Annotated in this window: 19 protein-coding genes and 1 tRNA gene; 7 read left to right on the top strand and 13 right to left on the bottom strand. The window is 60.4% G+C overall.

From position 1 onward, the window contains the following. The first annotated feature begins 147 nt into the window (after positions 1–147). The 3 genes from DLM45_RS02160 to DLM45_RS02170 all read left to right on the top strand — a co-directional run bounded on the left by DLM45_RS02160 (position 148) and on the right by DLM45_RS02170 (position 2464). Positions 148–1716 carry an OpgD/OpgG family glucan biosynthesis protein gene (locus tag DLM45_RS02160; RefSeq protein ID WP_181335353.1) on the top strand — a complete coding sequence of 523 codons (1569 nt, stop codon included), beginning with the start codon at positions 148–150 and terminating at the stop codon, positions 1714–1716. Between the two features lie 158 nt (positions 1717–1874). Then, positions 1875–1948: transfer RNA gene (locus DLM45_RS02165), tRNA-Gly, on the top strand. A 183-nt stretch (positions 1949–2131) separates the two neighbouring features. Further along, positions 2132–2464, top strand: a complete 333-nt coding sequence (locus DLM45_RS02170; protein ID WP_181335354.1) for a YnfA family protein — start codon at positions 2132–2134, stop codon at positions 2462–2464. 15 nt (positions 2465–2479) lie between these two features. Here the strand turns inward: DLM45_RS02170 and DLM45_RS02175 are convergent, their stop codons facing one another. Continuing rightward, the gene (locus DLM45_RS02175) at positions 2480–2899 is read right to left on the bottom strand and encodes a group III truncated hemoglobin (RefSeq protein ID WP_181335355.1); all 420 of its coding nucleotides are present in this window, start codon (positions 2897–2899) and stop codon (positions 2480–2482) included. A gap of 325 nt (positions 2900–3224) precedes the next feature. On the opposite strand from DLM45_RS02175, the gene DLM45_RS02180 reads away from it, so the two are divergent. Then, positions 3225–4199, top strand: coding sequence for an NAD(P)H-dependent flavin oxidoreductase (locus tag DLM45_RS02180; RefSeq protein ID WP_181335356.1), 975 nt, complete (start codon positions 3225–3227; stop codon positions 4197–4199). Between the two features lie 110 nt (positions 4200–4309). On the opposite strand, the gene DLM45_RS02185 is transcribed toward DLM45_RS02180, so the two are convergent. The 5 genes from DLM45_RS02185 to DLM45_RS02205 all read right to left on the bottom strand — a co-directional run bounded on the left by DLM45_RS02185 (position 4310) and on the right by DLM45_RS02205 (position 9440). Continuing rightward, complete coding sequence (locus DLM45_RS02185) at positions 4310–4573, bottom strand: GlsB/YeaQ/YmgE family stress response membrane protein (protein ID WP_181335357.1); 264 nt, start codon at positions 4571–4573, stop codon at positions 4310–4312. Positions 4574–4711: 138 nt separating this feature from the next. Then, on the bottom strand, positions 4712–5248 hold the full coding sequence (locus DLM45_RS02190) for a TlpA family protein disulfide reductase (protein ID WP_246317115.1): 537 nt from the start codon (positions 5246–5248) through the stop codon (positions 4712–4714). Further along, complete coding sequence (locus DLM45_RS02195) at positions 5245–6468, bottom strand: sialidase family protein (RefSeq protein ID WP_181335358.1); 1224 nt, start codon at positions 6466–6468, stop codon at positions 5245–5247. The genes DLM45_RS02190 and DLM45_RS02195 overlap by 4 nt, the downstream gene beginning before the upstream one ends. A 2-nt stretch (positions 6469–6470) precedes the next feature. After that, entirely contained in the window at positions 6471–8978 is a 2508-nt protein-coding gene (locus tag DLM45_RS02200) for a TonB-dependent receptor family protein (RefSeq protein WP_181335359.1), read from the bottom strand. A 93-nt stretch (positions 8979–9071) separates the two neighbouring features. Then, complete coding sequence (locus DLM45_RS02205; RefSeq protein WP_181335360.1) at positions 9072–9440, bottom strand: DUF2946 family protein; 369 nt, start codon at positions 9438–9440, stop codon at positions 9072–9074. A 224-nt stretch (positions 9441–9664) separates the two neighbouring features. On the opposite strand from DLM45_RS02205, the gene idi reads away from it, so the two are divergent. Beyond that, a complete protein-coding gene (idi, locus tag DLM45_RS02210; protein WP_181335361.1) occupies positions 9665–10240 on the top strand; it encodes an isopentenyl-diphosphate Delta-isomerase in 576 nt (191 codons plus the stop codon). Positions 10241–10368: 128 nt separating this feature from the next. Then, entirely contained in the window at positions 10369–12120 is a 1752-nt protein-coding gene (locus tag DLM45_RS02215; RefSeq protein WP_181335362.1) for a cytochrome c biogenesis protein DipZ, read from the top strand. 9 nt (positions 12121–12129) lie between these two features. Here the strand turns inward: DLM45_RS02215 and DLM45_RS16590 are convergent, their stop codons facing one another. The 4 genes from DLM45_RS16590 to DLM45_RS02230 all read right to left on the bottom strand — a co-directional run bounded on the left by DLM45_RS16590 (position 12130) and on the right by DLM45_RS02230 (position 14056). Then, entirely contained in the window at positions 12130–12261 is a 132-nt protein-coding gene (locus DLM45_RS16590; RefSeq protein ID WP_281365421.1) for a hypothetical protein, read from the bottom strand. A gap of 303 nt (positions 12262–12564) precedes the next feature. Next, on the bottom strand, positions 12565–12819 hold the full coding sequence (locus DLM45_RS02220) for a hypothetical protein (protein WP_181335363.1): 255 nt from the start codon (positions 12817–12819) through the stop codon (positions 12565–12567). Positions 12820–13031: 212 nt separating this feature from the next. Continuing rightward, entirely contained in the window at positions 13032–13277 is a 246-nt protein-coding gene (locus DLM45_RS02225) for a hypothetical protein (RefSeq protein ID WP_181335364.1), read from the bottom strand. Then, positions 13274–14056 carry a lysozyme gene (locus DLM45_RS02230; protein WP_181335365.1) on the bottom strand — a complete coding sequence of 261 codons (783 nt, stop codon included), beginning with the start codon at positions 14054–14056 and terminating at the stop codon, positions 13274–13276. The genes DLM45_RS02225 and DLM45_RS02230 overlap by 4 nt, the downstream gene beginning before the upstream one ends. Here DLM45_RS02230 and DLM45_RS02235 point away from each other — a divergent pair. After that, a complete protein-coding gene (locus DLM45_RS02235; RefSeq protein ID WP_181335366.1) occupies positions 14056–14673 on the top strand; it encodes an HNH endonuclease in 618 nt (205 codons plus the stop codon). The two genes, DLM45_RS02230 and DLM45_RS02235, sit on opposite strands and share 1 nt — an antisense overlap. Here the strand turns inward: DLM45_RS02235 and DLM45_RS02240 are convergent. From DLM45_RS02240 to DLM45_RS02250, 3 genes are read right to left on the bottom strand one after another with little or no spacing between them, the layout of a single operon-like run. Further along, positions 14633–15001: a hypothetical protein gene (locus tag DLM45_RS02240; protein ID WP_181335367.1), complete on the bottom strand. Its 369-nt coding sequence runs from the start codon at positions 14999–15001 to the stop codon at positions 14633–14635. The genes DLM45_RS02235 and DLM45_RS02240 overlap by 41 nt on opposite strands. Continuing rightward, positions 14988–15431, bottom strand: a complete 444-nt coding sequence (locus DLM45_RS02245) for a hypothetical protein (protein ID WP_181335368.1) — start codon at positions 15429–15431, stop codon at positions 14988–14990. The genes DLM45_RS02240 and DLM45_RS02245 overlap by 14 nt, the downstream gene beginning before the upstream one ends. Next, on the bottom strand, positions 15428–16774 hold the full coding sequence (locus DLM45_RS02250; RefSeq protein ID WP_181335369.1) for a DUF2793 domain-containing protein: 1347 nt from the start codon (positions 16772–16774) through the stop codon (positions 15428–15430). The genes DLM45_RS02245 and DLM45_RS02250 overlap by 4 nt, the downstream gene beginning before the upstream one ends. Positions 16775–16800: the final 26 nt, after the last annotated feature.

A 16800-nucleotide genomic window follows, 5' to 3' on the forward strand; every position in this document is an offset into this window, starting at 1 on the left:
TAATCAATGGGCGGAGCCTAAGTTACCCCCTACTTCATTTGCCATTTCATCAGCCGACAAACAAATGCCACGCTGCCTGCGATAGAACCGCCCGCCTGCCTCGTTGAACCCCATTCCTGCCAAGATCGGCCAAGCATACCAACGCACATGACTTTTCCCCTCAATCGTCGTGACGTCCTTGCCGGAGCCATTGCTGCTTCCGCCGCATCCTGGACGTCCTCCGCGATCGCCGACTCATCCGTCGGACCGTTCGCGCTCGGTCCGGCCGAACCCTTCTCGTTCGATATGCTGAAGGAGCGCGCCAAGGCGCTCTCGACGAAGCAATATGTGCCGCCCCTGCAGCCGTCCGATTCCGATCATCTGCGCGGCATGACCTTCGATACGTTTGCGCAGGCCGTGTTCAAGCCCGAGATGGAACTCTGGCGCGACGTTCCCGGCGCGCAGAAGGTCCGCCTGTTTCCCCAGGGGCGTTACTACGCGGAACCGGTTGCGATCAGCGTTCTTGAAAACGGGCAGTCGCGGTTGATCGAATACTCGCCCGACTTCTTCAAGATGCCGGACAATCATCCGCTGCGGAAACTGAAGACGGCAGGGTTTGCAGGTTTTCGTTTGATGAGCCGCGGCGGCGTGAGCGATTGGCTTGCGTATCTCGGCGCGTCGTACTTCCGAGCGTCCGATCCCAACGATCAGTATGGCGCGTCGGCGCGCGGGCTTGCGATCAATACCGGACGGCCCGAAGAATTTCCGCGGTTCACCGCGTTTTGGCTGGAGCAGAACGGCAGCGGGCTCACGATCTACGCGCTGCTTGAAAGCCAGAGCGTGACTGGTGCCTATCGCATGGATAGCCGGCGCGTTCAGGGTGGCCAAGCCGGTGCGGTGCAGGACGTCGAGTGTGAGTTGTATTTCCGTGCACCGGTTGACCTGCTCGGCATTGCGCCGCTGACAGGTATGTTCTGGTATGGCGAGAATTCGGGCCATTTCCGCGGCGACTGGCGTCCGGAAGTTCACGATTGCGACGGGTTGCAACTCTGGACCGGTCGCGGTGAGCGCATCTGGCGGCCGCTCGTCAATCCGCCTCGCATCGTGACGAACAGCTTCAGCGATGAAAACCCCAAGGGATTCGGACTGATCCAGCGTGATCGGGATTTCGAGAACTACCAGGACGATAGCCTCTTCTACGATCGCAGACCGAGCATCTGGGTTGAGCCTGCGCCCGGCTGGGGTAAGGGCGCCGTCAATCTGGTGCAACTGCCCTCGCAGAATGAGACCGAAGACAACATGGTCGCGTTCTGGACGCCGGAGAAGCCGGTGGTTGCAGGTTCGGTGATTAACGCGCGCTATCGGATGTATTGGGGCGTCGAAGCACCTCCAGCGGGTGACGTTGCGCGCGTTGTTGCAACGCGCGTCGGCCTCGGCGGGCTTGGAGGGCGCGATCTCGATCTGCGCCACACCAAGCCTGGCGCGCGCAAGTTCATGATCGACCTTGAAGGCAAGGCGCTTGAAGATCTGACGCGCTTCGATGGCACGCGGACGGCTGTTACCACGTCACGGGGCACGATCAGCGGCGTGGAAGCGTTCCCCGTTGTCGGCACGAACCGTTGGCGCATGATGTTCGACCTGTCCGATCTCGACGGTCAACCCGCCGACTTGCGTGCCTACTTGGAAAAGAACAACACGCAGCTCAGCGAGACGTGGATTTACGAAGTCTTCCCCTGAGCGGCTCCAACCGTATAAACGCGCGTCGGCGGCCGCCTGATCGGCGTCTCGATGCGACTGCGACGATGAACGCGCGTGATTGAATCGGTTTGAACGATTGCAGGTTCGACGGAGCTGTGCCAGAAACCGGCTTCGTTTCGAGAACCTGAGCGTTCTCTGCGGGTGTAGCTCAATGGTAGAGCAGCAGCCTTCCAAGCTGAATACGTGGGTTCGATTCCCATCACCCGCTCCAACCTCCCTCCCCCGCTAAAAGTGCCGACGTGACGCTGAGCAGCCGCTGACTTCGGCGCAGGCGTTTTTTGCGCGTCTTGCGCGCCACAGCGGTTCTTCGTCCGTGTCGTCTCGAAAGCGCCTCTGGACGAAACAGGGTGAGGTCTGGTGTCATGGACTTGCAGCGCCTATCGCCGGGGAAGCCATGACATCCATTTTCATTTTCTCACTCACCGCAATTCTCGAGATCGCGGGATGCTTCGCTTTCTGGATCTGGGCGCGAGAGAATGCTTCGGGCTGGTGGATGCTGCCGGGCGTCGCTTGCCTGATTGGCTTCGCATACCTCTTGACGCAGATCGACGTTAGCCACGCCGGGCGGGCCTATGCCGCTTACGGTGGGATTTACGTCGTCGCGTCTCTCGCGTGGCTGTGGGGCATGGAAGGCGCGCGTCCGGATTTCTGGGATTCGGTCGGCGGCGCGATCTGCGTGCTGGGTACGCTCGTCATTCTATTTGGACCGAGAGCTGTCGCGTCTTGATATGCGCCCGCGACGTCAACCGATGATGCCGCGACTGGCCTGAATGCCGAGATGCAATGACTCCGCAATGCGGCGCGAGCGGTCGATGAATAATTTTGCTGCGGCGGGTGGGCAATCACGCTCTACCGTTTCCGCGAACAGCGCCAGCCAGCGCGCGAAATGCTGCGGCGTGATTTCTTCGATCGCGACGTGAACCGGCATCGGGCGGCCCTTGTAGCGTCCCGTCATCAATACGACCGACGACCAGAACGCTTTGAGCTTTGTCAGATGCTCATCCCAATCTTCGACGCGGGAATTGAACACCGGACCAAGCAACGGGTCTTCGCGGACAGCCGCGTAGAAGCGGTCCACAACCATCGCAATCATCGCTTCGTCGATGCCCGCTTCGATGCCGGGAGCTTTGGGATGCGGCGGGCTCAGTGCAGTTTCGGTCATGTGTTCACCAAAAGATGCAAACGTAATGTATCTTATGGACTCTCCCGCCATTCCGCAATGACTCCGTCGCCGGATCTTCTGCGGCGCAGGGTCCCGCTCAGCTCCCAGCCATCACGAGCGCGACAATACTTGGAGTTGCGATAACTCTGGATCGGCCGCAGAGTGACGATCACGGGTTTACCCGCCCTATCCGAGCCGCGCCGCGCGCACCTTAGCTCGACGCCCCTCGAACGATCTCTACGTTGCGAACAATTGCGCGCCGCTTGACGCGACAGCACCATGCTGTGCGTCCGCTGCGAACGAACAAAATATTTTGGAGGGGACTATGTTAAACACACGTTTGACTGAGCGGCTTTCGCTGCGCTTTCCGATCATCAACGCACCGATGGCGTTTGCTGCTGGTGGCAAGCTCGCGGCGGCGGTGACTGCGGCCGGTGGTTTCGGACTGATCGGCGGCGGCTATGGCGACGCCCAATGGCTTGAACAAGAATTTCGCGCGGCCGGAGATCAGAAGGTCGGCTGCGGTTTCATTACTTGGTCACTTGGCAGACAGCCCGAACTCCTCGATCTCGCGTTGGCGCATAAGCCGCGCGCCGTTCTGCTGTCATTCAGTGATCCCGCTCCTTTCGCGGATCGCATCAAGGCATCCGGTGCGCTGCTTTTCTGCCAAGTCCAAACGCGGCGTGATGCCGAGCGCGCGATTGATTGCGGTGCTGATGTCGTGATCGCCCAAGGTTCAGAAGCGGGCGGACACGGAGAGAAGCGCGGCACGCTTGCGCTCATTCCGGAAGTCGCGGATCTCATCGCGGCCAAAAAATCAGACGTTCTTCTTTGTGCCGCGGGTGGCATTGGCGATGGACGCGGTTTGGCTGCCGCGCTTCTTCTCGGTGCCGACGGGGCAATGATCGGTTCGCGCCTGTGGGCGTCAACGGAAGCGAACGTCAGCGAGGGAATGCATCGCGCCGCCCTTAACGCGACGGGTGACGATACCATTCGCTCGCAGACGATGGATCTCGCGCGGAAGCTGCCGTGGCCGCAGCGCTATTCGGCGCGTGTTCTGAAGAACGCTTTCATCGCGCGCTGGCATGGCAATGAAGCCGAGCTGATGACGGTGGCCGACGAGGAAGCCGCCAAGTATCGCGCGGCCTGGGCCGAAGGCGATCCCGATCGCAGCAATACGTTTGTCGGTGAGGTTGTCGGATTAATTCGGGAGATCGAACCGGTGTCGACGATTATCGAGCGCATGGTGCGCGAAGCGGAATCGGTGCTACGGGATTCGCAGCGGTTCATCTCAAGCTGAGTGACGGTTCCGCACAATTCAAACGCGACTGTTAAGCTGGCTTTCGGGACACGCAACCGGCTGCCATAGCAGCCGGCTTCGCGCCGAAAATCAGTTGTGACGAGGTTTCGCTAAACCCCTCGTCGAACCAATCGCAAAACCAAGAGCAGCAGAATGGCACCAATCGCGGCTGTGATAATTGCGCCGAGGATGCCGCCGCCGAGAGAAAAATGCAGGCTCGGGAACAACGCACCCGCGATGAACGCGCCGACGATTCCGACGATGATGTCTCCGACGAGGCCGAAGCCGCCGCCTTTGACGATTTGTCCAGCCAGCCAACCGGCAACGGCGCCGACTATCAACCAGATGATCAATGCTTGGGGATCGATATTCATTAGCTCTTCTCCCTGTCCAGCACGCTCACGAATCGGACCGCGACAATAATCCGCGCCATCGAGACGATTGACAAGGTGGATTGGGATAGAGGCCAGGCAGCACTGCGCGAATCACTTCGCGCAAATGCCAAATTCGCATCAGTCGTAATGCTTGATCGTGCCGTCCAGCCATTGCGTCAGCTTCGTAAAGTCAGCTGTGCCCGAGAACGTCGTGACGGAGCCGTCGCCCGCGACAAGTCTCGTGTAGGGGAGCTCGCCTTGCCAGTCATGGTCGACTGCAAAGCGGAGCTTTTCTTCGTATCCGTCAGCAAGAGCAAAGCTCGGCAGATGTCCGAGACCCGACTCGGTTAGCGCGGTGCCCATCCGTTTTCTGTCGGCGTTGCGGCGGTCCCAATTGACGAGCACGATCTCCGTTCCGGGATGCTCGGCAGCGAAGCGGCCCCAATCTTTAAGTTCGACCATGCAGTTGCCACACGTCAGGCCCCAGAAGTGCACGATCATCGGGCGACCCTGGCGGCTTTCCGCGAAGGCTTTCCAAGTCGCCGCGTCGAGGTTGCGGAGGGGCTCGGCAGCCCACACCGCGGTAATCGATAGCAATGAGGCTGCCGCAGCGAGAAGCGCGACGGCCGTGTTGCGTCTGCGTGGGGTTGGCGTGGCGCCCTGGAATACGTTCATGATTGTGGCTCCAGCGGAATGAGCCGATAGCCGTCTTTCACCGTCATCCAAGATAGGTAGGCATTGCCCGTTTTGTCGGCAACCAACAGGGGATGATCCGATTCATCGCCCGTCGATGCTGCGACGCGCGGAGCATCCCACGTTTTTCCCGCGTCCGCCGACGTCATCAGCTCGATGTCCGTCTTTTCGCCGTCGAACGATTTGTAGACGAGGTAGACCTTGTTCGCCGTGGCCAAGACGTAAGGACGAGACGTCTGCGTTCCAGTACGTCCGAGATGCACCGGCGTTGAGAACGTCTTCCCGTTATCTTCCGAGCGGGCGTAGTAGTTGCCTTTCAGTTTGCGGCCGAGCGCAAACCACGTCGCGTGATAGACATCCTGCGGGCCGATGGCGAGGGTGGGGCCTTGATGCGGACATGCGTCGATCTTCGCGTCGTCATCGCTCACCCGGTGCAGTTCGCCGGGCTTGCCTGCGTTCGAAAACGCAATGACGGCGTGATCGCGAATTCCACCATCGAAGATGTTGCGGAACATGACCACCGGCTCGGACGCGGCATCGAACGCGACGGAGATGCGGCAGCACTCACACGTGTTGTCGCGCGCGATCGTAGCTGTTTCGAGCTTGCCGCCGGTCTTGTCGCTCCACGCATACGCGAGCGCTGCGCCCTCATAAGGTATGCCAGCCTTTTTCGCAGCGGCCATGTTGCGTTTATCGATCCAGGCAACGAACGCGCGGCCATCAGGTGTAATCACCGCCGTTTCGAAGCGCTGGCTCGGTGAGTTCGACGTGATGGGTTCGGGTGTCGCAAATGTTTTGCCGCCGTCGTTCGAGCGCGTGATGAATGCGTGGCCATTGTATTTTTCATCACGCGTTGCGAACGTCACGATCACTTCGCCTGCGCTACCCACCGCGATCTTCGCGCGCGCATCGGGGCCGTCGTCGAGGCCAGACTCGGTCTTGGGCAGCATAACAGGTGTCGAAATGTGCTGGCCCAGGTCCGTCGAGCTTGCAACGGAGATCCGACCGCCTGCAGCCCATACGAGCCACAGCTTTCCATCGGATCCGAATGTTGTCGAGACGACACTCGCGCACGCAAGCTCTGTCGTCTTGCAGGCGGTTGCGGGGCCGTGATGATGACCGTTGTGCGCCTGCGCGGCAGGCGGAGCGGTGATGAGTGCGAGCAATGCTGCGCTCGCACCGGCAAGAAGATACTTACGCATACTCAAAACCTCACTTTCATACCGCCGTAATAGGTTCGCGGGGCGCCGGAATAGATGGAGCCTGGCGCGTTCGCCAGCGTGACTGGCGTACTGGTCACCGCGTCGGTGATGTTATTGGCTGACGCGATGTAGGTTTCGTCGAATATGTTGCGCACTTCGACGTAGGCCATCAGCGAGCGGATCGGGCCCCAATCGAGCTTCTTTTCGTAATGCAGGTTGACGTCGACCAGCTGATAGCCGGGCGCCGTCAGCAGGTTTGCGTTCTCCATGTAGAAACCGTCGTGCCACTGATATTCGACGTAAGCACCGACGCCTTTATAAAGGCCGGTTGGCACATCGTAGCTCAGCCGCGCCGTCAATTCATGGGGCGAAACTCCGGGGATCTTATTGCCGTTCCGGCTGACCGGACTGGCGGCGCCCGCGAGCATTTCGGCATAATCGGTGTAAATCTGGTCGTTGAAGAGATAGGCGGTCGTCAGACGCGCACCTCCGCCCAGATCGATATTGGCGGCCACTTCAATGCCGCGGTGCTCAGAGCCTGGAGCGTTAAAGGTGAAGTTCGGCAGGCCCGCAGTCGGCGGCGCTTGCGACACGAGTTCGTCGTTGAAGAACTCGTAGAAGCCTGTGACGCTCAACATCACGCCGTTGACCGGGGTCCAGTCCGCGCCGAGATCGTAGCCGACGTTCTTCTGCGACTTGAGATCGGTGTTGTTGCCCGGCGTGCCCTCTGGCGTCACGAACAGGTTCGTGAACGCGGGCGTGCCGTAGCCTGTGCCGACGCGAGCGCGCAGTTGCCACTGCCGGTTTGCCCGGTAGAGAACGCCAAGCTCGGGAGCGATGTTCGTCATTTCGCGATCCGCCGAGACCGATGCCTCGCTCAGCAGCGAGCCGTCGGGATTATAGCGGAAGCTCCGTTGCGATCCGTTCAGCGCCGTCCGTTCGACAGTCGCTCCACCGACGACAGAGATCGCGTCCGTCAGTTGCACTTCCTGACGCGCACGCGCGCCGTAGTTCATCGTCGAGCCGATCGTTCGGGATTGCAGCAGACCAAGGCGGGCATTGCCACCCGGCGCCACGTTGTACGTTAGCCCGTCGACCGGCAGGTAATTCCAAAACGCGCCGAGGTATTGAAGCGTTGGCAGGCCCGCGAAGGTGGCGCGGTTGGTGATGCCGGTGCTCAAATTGTACGACAGGTAATCGCCGATCGAACTGGTCGTTCCGGTCGGCTGACTGATGTTGCGGTCGTCGATGACGAATTGGATCTGTCCCGTCGTCGCGGCGTCGAAATCATGCTCCCAGCGCATGCCGCCGATGCTTCGGCGATCGTTGCGGCCAGCGCCTGCTTCCTCCGCGGTTTGCGGCGTGCGTGTTCCCGAACCCGTTGCCGAGAAATTGTTGATGACGCAGCCCGGCGCAGCGGTGGCGGCCTTCTCGCATCCTTTTTGATAGGGATTGAGCTTGAAGTTGTTCAGCGACATGCGGAACGGCAGCTCGGTGTCGACTTCGTTATTGATCGCCTTCAGCGTGATCCTGTCTTTGGATGTCGGCATCAGCGTGATGAGGGCGTTGATGGTTTGCGTGTCGAACGCGCTGTAGCCAAAGTTGCCGTCGCCGCGCACGTCACTCATGAAGACGGATGCTTCGTAGCCGTCGCCACTTGTGCCGCCGATCACATAGTTGTTCAGGTAATTCGAGCTGCCGACATCAACGCCGTATTCGACGCCATTGATCTCGCCGCCCGGGCGGGTGCGGAAATTGATGGCGCCACCGGTCGCGTAGTTTCCAAACAGCGCTGACGATGGTCCGCGCCAGACGTCGACGCCGGAATAGGCGCGCGGATCGATCAGGTCGCTCCGCGAAAGGCCATCTGGCTGCGTTACCGGAAATCCGTCATCAAAGATAACGATGTTGCGAATGGCGAAGCCGTTGCGGGCGTTGGATCCGCGGATCGATATGCCCATGTCGCGCGGGCCATTGCCCTGCTTCAGCGAAACACCCGGCACGTCGTGCAGAATGTCGGACACCGAGAATACCGGCGTGTTCTCGAAGCGCTTCATGCTGGCGCTGGTTGCGGTTTGTGCGCCTGCCGAGTTGGCTCCGGCGATGCCTGCAACGCCGGATGACGGCGCTCCGGGATTGCTCTCAGCCGGGCGAAGGCTGGCAGCATCTATAGTCAGTGGGAAGTTCGGCTCGCTCGTTGGAAGCGACGCAGGTTGAACGGGCTGCGCGACCGGCTTCGCTGGTTTTTTCGCGGCTGTTTTGTTCTGCGACTTCTGCCCCTGCCGTGGCTTGGCCGCAGCTTGTTGGGCAGGCGTCTGCTGCACGGTTACGTCCGGCAGCGAGATTTCGTCTTGCGCAGGCTCGGCGTCCTGTGCCGACAAGGCTGTGGGACCGGTGAAGAACGCAGCGAGCGCGCATAGAGCGACTGCTGCACGGCGTGAGTGGCCGTTTGTCGGATTGCGTCGCACCTCGCGCGCGGTTTCCGGACATCGGCTGGACTTAGGAAACATGGATGTATTCCACTGAAACTGATGCTTCGAGAATGCGGTGCGGCGTCTCTAAGGACGACCTGCGGCCGCGGCAAAATACTCGGAACTGTCAGATCAAGCGGTCGGTGGCCCTCGGGCGGATCGGGCGCTCGGCAACGGCGTCGCGCTGTAATGATCGGCGATGATGCGATAGGCGACCGCAACGTATTCAACTGTCCGAGCGAGGCTGGGCAGCGCTTCGGACGCGGGTGCGGTTGCGCCTACTGGCGTATACGGACAGGTGTCCTTCGCGGAGACAGGCGACTTCTCCGGCACCGAACTATCCGAATCGGCGACCGTCATGCTTTGCAGGCCGTGGCCGGTGCAGATGATGATTTCAATCCCAGCGCCCTGCACCGGTGATGCAGCCAGCATGAAGCCGACGGGCAGCATACAGCGAACCGCAAAGACGAAGCCGAATAAGATTTTCAGCAAACGGTGCATCGTTGACCCGGTCGACACGAGAGTCGATGCGACAACAATAATCTGCGAACTGGTGTTCTGCAACTCACGCGCGTGACTTTATCGTCACGTAAAACTACGCGCACAGTGCCTTTTCTCGGGCACGGTAATGTCGGATGAACCGGGCATTGTTGTATTTAAGCCGAAGCATCGCGGGCGCGCTGTGATATGCTTGGGCAACGACGGGCATTTGGGTTTACTAAATTATGCTGCACGAAGACGTCATCCTCGTTGATAGCGAGGACCGAGAGCTTGGGATCGCTGAGAAACTAGAGACGCACCTGCGCGGCGCGCTGCATCGTGCATTCTCGGTGATGATCTGGGACAGGAATGGACGGCTGCTGCTGCAGCGACGCCAGATCGACAAGTATCATTCGGGTGGCCTTTGGACGAACTCGTGCTGCGGGCATCCTCGCCCCGGCGAGAGCGCGGGGGACGCGGCGTTCCGGCGGCTCAATGAAGAGATGGGCTTCTCGTGCCCGCTCGCGCCCATCGGCACATTCACTTATCGCGCCGAACTTGATGGCGGCCTGATCGAGAACGAACTCGTCCATATCTTTAGCGGCAGGTATGACGGAGCCATCGCTCCCAATCCGGAAGAGTGCGACGGCTTCAGCTGGTCGAGCCCGGAGGTGATCCAACGCCAAGTGTCTGCGGTTCCGGAGGCGTTCAGCGCGTGGTTTCGCAAATACGTCGCCGCAGGTTGGCCCATAGTGCCTCCTTCCGAGACGGCACTGCCGCAGCGAAGCACGACTGCCGCCGCGGCGCGGGTGCAAGACTAGGCAATTTTCCGGCGTGCGCAGCTTTCGGCGCGCGGAGCGGTAACGGCACGGGGTTCGGGCGCGTACGGTTTAGCGTATGACAAGCCGCGCTCCCGCGTGGCGGCCCAAACCGTAAACCGAGATTTTGCATGCTGCTGCTCCTGCTCGCCTACCTCGGCGGTGTTCTGACCATCGTCAGCCCCTGCATTCTGCCGGTCCTTCCGTTCGTATTCGCGCGCGCCGATCGTCCGTTTTACAGCAACGGGCTGCCGACATTGATCGGCATGGCGGTGGTGTTCGCGCTGGTCGCGACGCTTGCGGCGGTCGGAGGCGGATGGGCCGTGGCGGCAAATGTTTACGGCCGCTATATCGCGCTCGCGGTCATGGCGCTGCTCGGGGTGACGTTGATTTTCCCAGAGCTTGCAGAGCGGCTGTCGCGGCCAGTCGTGGCGCTAGGAAACCGCTTGTCGCAACGCGCGGATGCAACGACTGCTGCTGGCGAAAAGCAATCGATCCTCTCTCCGCTGCTGCTCGGCGGCGCTATCGGACTTCTTTGGGCTCCGTGCGCGGGACCAATCCTCGGGTTGATCCTGACGGGCGCGGCTCTCAACGGCGCGAATGTGCAAACGACGGGTCTGCTCGTCGCGTATGCGGCCGGCGCCGCAACGTCGCTGGCGCTCGCGCTGTTAGCAGGAAACCGCGTCTTCCAGGCGATGAAGGGGTCACTCGGAACGAGTGAATGGATTCGCCGCGGTCTCGGCGTTGCCGTTCTCGCCGCCACGGCTGCTATCGCGCTTGGCGCCGACACCGGCTTCCTGACTCGGCTCTCCACGACCAGCACGGCGGCAATCGAGCAGCGCCTCGTGGATGCGTTTCGCAAACCGCGTGGATCGGGCGACGATGCAAAGGTTGCACACACGTCAGATGATCTGGCGATCGAAGGCATGTTGCCGTCGCTTGGCGGCGCGGTCGAATGGCTCAATTCGCCGCCGCTCAGTGCCGACGAACTCAAGGGCAAGGTGGTGCTCATCGATTTCTGGACGTACTCGTGCATCAATTGCTTGAGGACGATCCCCTACGTTCGGGCGTGGGCCGAGAAGTACAAGAATGACGGCCTCGTCGTCATCGGCGTGCATACGCCGGAGTTCGCGTTCGAGAAGGATGCCAACAATGTTCGCCGCGCGCTGACGGACCTCAAAATTTCCTACCCCGTCGCGATCGACAACAATTACAGCATCTGGCGCGCATTCAAAAATCAGTACTGGCCCGCGCACTACTTCATCGATGCGCATGGCAACGTGCGCTACCATCATTACGGCGAAGGCGAATACGAGCGCTCTGAGAAAGTCATTCAGAAGCTTCTCATGGAAGCTGGCCAATCGAACATTCCGCAGACGACCGTTGCGGTGACGGGTTCGGGCGTCGAGGCGTCTTCACAGCTCGATCTCGTCAAGTCGCCGGAAACGTACATCGGCTACAATCGCGCGGAGAATTTCGTCTCGCCGGGCGGCGCAGTTCGCGACGTTGCGCACGACTACCGTGCGAGTGCGTCAACGCCGATGCTCAATCAGTGGGCGCTGGCTGGCAAGTGGACGATCGGCGGTCAGCATGCGCGGCTCGACGCGGCGCCCGGTTCGATCGACTATCGTTTCCACGCACGCGATCTGCATCTCGTGCTTGGCCCTGGCGCGGATGGAAAGCCCGTGCGGTTTCGCGTGACTATCGATGGCAAAGCGCCTGGCGCTGACCACGGCGCGGATACAGATGCCGAAGGCAACGGCACCGTCACAAACAACCGCCTGTATCAACTCGTGCGGCAAGCCGACTCTACGCGCGAGCGGACATTTTCGATTGAGTTTCTCGATCCCGGTGTCGAAGCGTACGCTTTCACGTTCGGATAGCTGAAGCGATCACGCTGAGCGCAGTCGAAAGACGGGCTTATCGACGACCGTATCGATGAAGCCGACAAAACCGGGTGGCATCAACGGTCGGCCACCCGAAAACTGCAGCAGGGTACGCACGCAGTGTGCTCGCAACGTCATTCTGCGCCTGCAAAAAAACAGGGTTACTTGGAGAATGTCTGGAAGGCGTTAGCTCTCCAAATTCGCTAACGCGTTGGAAAGTGTTGGTCGGAGCGAGAGGATTCGAACCTCCGACCCCTTGCTCCCGAAGAAACCCGTCTTCCGTGTTTTATGGCGTTTTCACGCTATTGACTGGCGATTCGTTCGCTTCGCGTTCACGCCTTTCACGGGCGGTAGCACGGGCGGTGGATCACACCACCAGAATGAACGTCACGATCCCCACGCAAGCGAGGAACACCTGAGTTCCGGGGCAAATGCCTGCGGTTACTTTCCTCCATAGAGACGGACGAGACCGGCGACCACGGTCGACCAGCCGACTTTCTCGCTCAGAGCTGCGAACACCATCGCCAGGCCCGAACCAGCCATCATGAAGTCTCTGGGCTGCCACTTGGGGGATTCGCCGCTCCGGTCCGTAGTCTTCGCTCCACGTTGCCGAATGAGGGTTTCCAAGCGGGTAACCCGGCGCTCGATATTGAGCATCCAGGGCCAGCTCGGTGGCAACCCGTCGGAGTTTTGCATGGGTCATGATCTTTCGTTCCATGTTGGGAACGCAGGCACTCGTTAGTAGGTGAGAAGTGTAGGGCGGTGGCGCGTCCTACCCCTTGCAGATACTGTCCCAGGCGCGATTGTGAGCGACCACTTCACGCTGCGTTTGCGCAGTGTCCTGCCGACTCCAGTGGATCGGAGCGAAGCTTTTGCAGCCGCTATCGATCGGCAGGCTCGAGCAGCCGCTAATCGTTGCGCCGATAACGGTCGTTAAGCTGATCGAGAGGAACCGTTTCGACAGAGCGGCGCGCGGCGGTAGCTTTTTCGACATTGGCTGAGTTCCGTTGTTCGATCTTCGAGATAACGCGGTTTTCAACCTTACTGTCGTGGTGATAGAGCCAGCCGAACCACGCGCCGGCAATGAAACCGATGACGGCGAGACGGCCCAAGGTCGTGCCGAACCATGGGATCAGGCTTGCGAGAGCGGTCATGTCGGCGTCTCCTGTTTCTTCGGCAGGTAGTGGCAGATGAGGTAGTAGAACCCGCCACAGGCTGCGATTGCGAGCAGAGCGGAGAGCGGCACACCGGCGGAGGCCCAGCTGTAGAGGCCGTGTCCCTGATCGCTGATGCCCTTGACGCGCTGGCCGGTCTTCAAGGCGGTTTCGACGGAGGTCAGCGGATCGGCTGGCATGAACTGAGCCACGCCCGTAGCGGCGCTGACAGCGACAGCAGCGACGGTTTTGCGCGAGGGGGGGTCAGCGCTTTCCGACACGACATGCGGCATGGCCGGTTCTTCCGGCGCAGCCATCGGCTTCTGAAAAAGCGAGGCTTCCCGTGTACGCCGCGACGTGAGCCCTGCGAGCGCGACTTTCTTTCCTTTGACGGTCGCCTTGTTCCATCGGCCGAACTCGGCCACAGCGCCCTTCCTGTCGCCCTTGTTCAACTTCTTGAGCAGCGTTGAACCCTTGAACCCGGCAACGCCGATGTTGTAGGCGAAGCTGATGAGCGCATCCGCTTCGTTCTGATTGATGGAGACAGTCACCGCTTCCGTGACGGCCTCTTCGAAGCGCCCCATTTCCTTGGCGAACATCGCTTCGCCTTCGGCCTCGGTGACGACCATGCCGATCTTCACACCCGTGGTGCATCCGGCATAGATCGTCGGCACGCCAGCAGGGCAGAGATAGGCGGCATAGCGGCCATCTCCGAGCGCTTTATGAAGCCCCTCAAATGAGTAGATAAGCCGTTTTCCTTCGGCCGAAAGCTTCGCCATTGTGGTATCTTTCTCAAATGGAACAATGGAAACGCATCGACTTCCTGCCCGGATATGGCGGGGTGATAGAGGTGTCAGATCGCGGCCGGATGCGGGTTTCGAACCGCCGCTACCGCATACGGACTAAGTGGGGCACCGTTAGCGAACAAACTAAGCCCGATCAGATGATCGCAGGCGAAGTCGGCAACCACGGTTACCGCGCCGTCGCTTTTTACGTTCAGAGAAAAAGGCACCGTTTTCTCCTTCACCGATTGATCGCTCAGGCGTTTGTGCCGGGGTATGATCCTCAGCTTACGGTCAATCACATAAACGGCGACAAGCTGGATAATCGAGCGACCAATCTTGAATGGGTGTCGCTAGAGGAAAACACGCAGAAGCAATGGGAAACAGGATTGCTCGATCTGCGCGGCGAAAAACACCCGAGTGCGAAGCTCTCTGACGCGCAGCTGCGTGAGATAATCGCGCGGCTGGACGCCGGTGGCGTCGTATTCCGCCGTCTCGCTGCAGAATACGGCGTGTCCGACTCTCTGATTTATAAAATTCGGAAGGGGCGGAAGCGCCCTGCGTCTGAGAGCTTCATGCCCCACCCCCTCCGCCAAGTTTCTTTTGCCCCTTAAGAAGCTCGACAAGCGACGTGTTGACGGCTTTCACTTCGACGTCCTGGGCGTCGATGGCGCGCGCCTGACCGATGACCGTCTGTTTCAGAGCGTCGATCTGGTCTTGTATGGGTTGCAGGTCCACAGGCGCCGATCCGCCGGTATCTCTCCGGGACACCATCTGCATCTGCGGTGCCCGCGCTCGCACATCATCCGAAATCTTTCTCGCCACGTCTTCGGTGATCTCGATCGAGCCTTCCGGCATTAGTCGCTTCACGCCGTTGCAGGCGCGCGGAAAACCATCCTCGCCGTCCACCTGGAACCAGCCCATTTCTTCAGGTTCTCTCATTGTAAGCCTTCCACATGATTGCTTCGTCGATGCGTTGCGCGTGGTCGCTGTCGATCCAGACCGGCCCGCCATTGGCGGATCGTCGCCATGCGTCCCGGTAGGTTCGGTCGTTCGGAAGGTCGTCGATGTCGATAATCTCTAGGGCGCCGCCCAAATGCCCGCAGTCGCGCTCCGCAATGAGCTGGATCGCATCTCGTCGCGTGCAGCCGCCCGTTACCATCATCCGGCAATAGCGGTAGGCAGCCCGGGGCAGGACACCGCGCGCGATCATGCGATTGAACTGGACGATCCAGAACCACCACGGACGTCCGTGCCAGGGATGGAACGGATCTGTTGATCCGCGCATCAGGTAACTGATCCCGGACTCTGCCGGACACGTCACAGCCACCCGGCCGTTGGCGCGGGTGTCGAGAATGCGCTCACGCGTCATTGATCACCAAGGCCAGACCAGTGCCACGCCCCCGGGTCGCTCAGCCCGTCAGCGTCCTGACGCGTGGTACAGGCGAACTCGACGGCACCTGCGGATTGCCCCCCCGAAACGATCCCGGCAAACTGAATATTGCTGCCGCTCGCGTTCGTCAGGAGCGCAGCGCACGCCCAAGCGTTGCTTGAGAAATCTGTCGCGATGGTCGCCGTCAGATCCCCTACACCCGAATCGGTGATACTGGTCATATTGAACGACGCAACGAGACTAGGATTGCCGCCGGAAACGCTCGCCTTGCCCCACACGGACACGGCAGAGGGATGCCACTGCTGCGTGCCGGGCGTAACTGCAGTGTCGTTCGCCGCCGCGGCTTCCTGAGACGTTTGGTTGGCGACTTTCACCCGGCCAGCGCGGCCCGTCGTTGCGTTTTGCGAGACCCAAGCTGAATCCTGAAACTCATAGTAGAGGTTCTCGTCTTGCACGAAGACGAGCCAACCGCAGTCTGTGTACGGCGTAATGCTGACCCAGCCTGCCCCGGTGTAGAGCGCGATATCTCCCGTGGTGAAGGTTGACCACGAACCACCGACGCCCGTGAGGAGATAGGCTGATCCAGCGGCTGGCGATCCCGGAGACGTCGCCAGACGATCGACGATCGGAATGACGCCCTGGCTGTTTTTGATGAATGGGGTAGTGTGAGCTGAGACACGCCAGTTGCCGCCGTCCGACGTGATCTCGCAATCCTCGCCGTTCAGCGCCAGAGCAAACGACGCGCCGCCATAGGTCTTGGTGCCTTCGTTGATCGATTGCCCAGACCCGGACTTTCTGACGATGATTGCCTGGTTGGCCGATCCTGCGTGCTGGACCTTTATCTTCCATCCATTGGCGACATCGGTTGCGGAGGGCAGCGTCAGTGTCACGTTTCCAGATGAGCAATTGACCAGGAAGGTCGTGTTCTGGTCCTCTGGAAGTACGGTGTAACTCAGCGACTTCGTGACGACGGGGAATATTGCAGTGACGGCGACATCGACCGATGAGGCGGAAACCGTAGCTCCGGGGCGGTTGTCCTTGGTTTCGATGACGACGCCATTGGCGTCTTTGATGACGACCTTGTAATCGGCCGGTCCGACGAACACGTCGGTTTTTGCCGTTCCATTGGATGTTGGGCACCCAAGAGAATCGGTGACGACGGACGTTCCCAACTCGACAGAGAGGTCACGGTCGGCGTAAACGGTTTTAGGGTTGGTCGACTGAGCGTCGAAGAATTGAATGGTCGCCCCGATGATGGGAGCACCGGTTTCAGAGTCGGTTAGGCGATAGCCCGGAGGCCATACGGCAACGGCGTCGGTCATATGGGGGATTTCCTAATGTTCCGAGG

Source organism: Hyphomicrobium methylovorum (assembly GCF_013626205.1).
Classification (GTDB): Bacteria; Pseudomonadota; Alphaproteobacteria; order Rhizobiales; family Hyphomicrobiaceae; genus Hyphomicrobium_B; species Hyphomicrobium_B methylovorum.

Excerpts from the sequence above, each read along its gene's own strand:
- DLM45_RS02225 (WP_181335364.1), bottom strand. The coding sequence starts at position 13,277 with ATGACCGCTCTCGCAAGCCTGATCCCATGGTTCGGCACGACCTTGGGC.
- idi (WP_181335361.1), top strand. The coding sequence starts at position 9,665 with ATGCTGCACGAAGACGTCATCCTCGTTGATAGCGAGGACCGAGAGCTT.
- DLM45_RS02180 (WP_181335356.1), top strand. The coding sequence starts at position 3,225 with ATGTTAAACACACGTTTGACTGAGCGGCTTTCGCTGCGCTTTCCGATC.
- DLM45_RS02160 (WP_181335353.1), top strand. The coding sequence starts at position 148 with ATGACTTTTCCCCTCAATCGTCGTGACGTCCTTGCCGGAGCCATTGCT.
- DLM45_RS02190 (WP_246317115.1), bottom strand. The coding sequence starts at position 5,248 with ATGAACGTATTCCAGGGCGCCACGCCAACCCCACGCAGACGCAACACG.
- DLM45_RS02215 (WP_181335362.1), top strand. The coding sequence starts at position 10,369 with ATGCTGCTGCTCCTGCTCGCCTACCTCGGCGGTGTTCTGACCATCGTC.
- DLM45_RS16590 (WP_281365421.1), bottom strand. The coding sequence starts at position 12,261 with ATGACGTTGCGAGCACACTGCGTGCGTACCCTGCTGCAGTTTTCGGGT.
- DLM45_RS02250 (WP_181335369.1), bottom strand. The coding sequence starts at position 16,774 with ATGACCGACGCCGTTGCCGTATGGCCTCCGGGCTATCGCCTAACCGAC.
- DLM45_RS02205 (WP_181335360.1), bottom strand. The coding sequence starts at position 9,440 with ATGCACCGTTTGCTGAAAATCTTATTCGGCTTCGTCTTTGCGGTTCGC.
- DLM45_RS02170 (WP_181335354.1), top strand. The coding sequence starts at position 2,132 with ATGACATCCATTTTCATTTTCTCACTCACCGCAATTCTCGAGATCGCG.
- DLM45_RS02175 (WP_181335355.1), bottom strand. The coding sequence starts at position 2,899 with ATGACCGAAACTGCACTGAGCCCGCCGCATCCCAAAGCTCCCGGCATC.
- DLM45_RS02240 (WP_181335367.1), bottom strand. The coding sequence starts at position 15,001 with ATGAGAGAACCTGAAGAAATGGGCTGGTTCCAGGTGGACGGCGAGGAT.
- DLM45_RS02245 (WP_181335368.1), bottom strand. The coding sequence starts at position 15,431 with ATGACGCGTGAGCGCATTCTCGACACCCGCGCCAACGGCCGGGTGGCT.
- DLM45_RS02230 (WP_181335365.1), bottom strand. The coding sequence starts at position 14,056 with ATGGCGAAGCTTTCGGCCGAAGGAAAACGGCTTATCTACTCATTTGAG.
- DLM45_RS02195 (WP_181335358.1), bottom strand. The coding sequence starts at position 6,468 with ATGCGTAAGTATCTTCTTGCCGGTGCGAGCGCAGCATTGCTCGCACTC.
- DLM45_RS02185 (WP_181335357.1), bottom strand. The coding sequence starts at position 4,573 with ATGAATATCGATCCCCAAGCATTGATCATCTGGTTGATAGTCGGCGCC.
- DLM45_RS02200 (WP_181335359.1), bottom strand. The coding sequence starts at position 8,978 with ATGTTTCCTAAGTCCAGCCGATGTCCGGAAACCGCGCGCGAGGTGCGA.
- DLM45_RS02220 (WP_181335363.1), bottom strand. The coding sequence starts at position 12,819 with ATGCAAAACTCCGACGGGTTGCCACCGAGCTGGCCCTGGATGCTCAAT.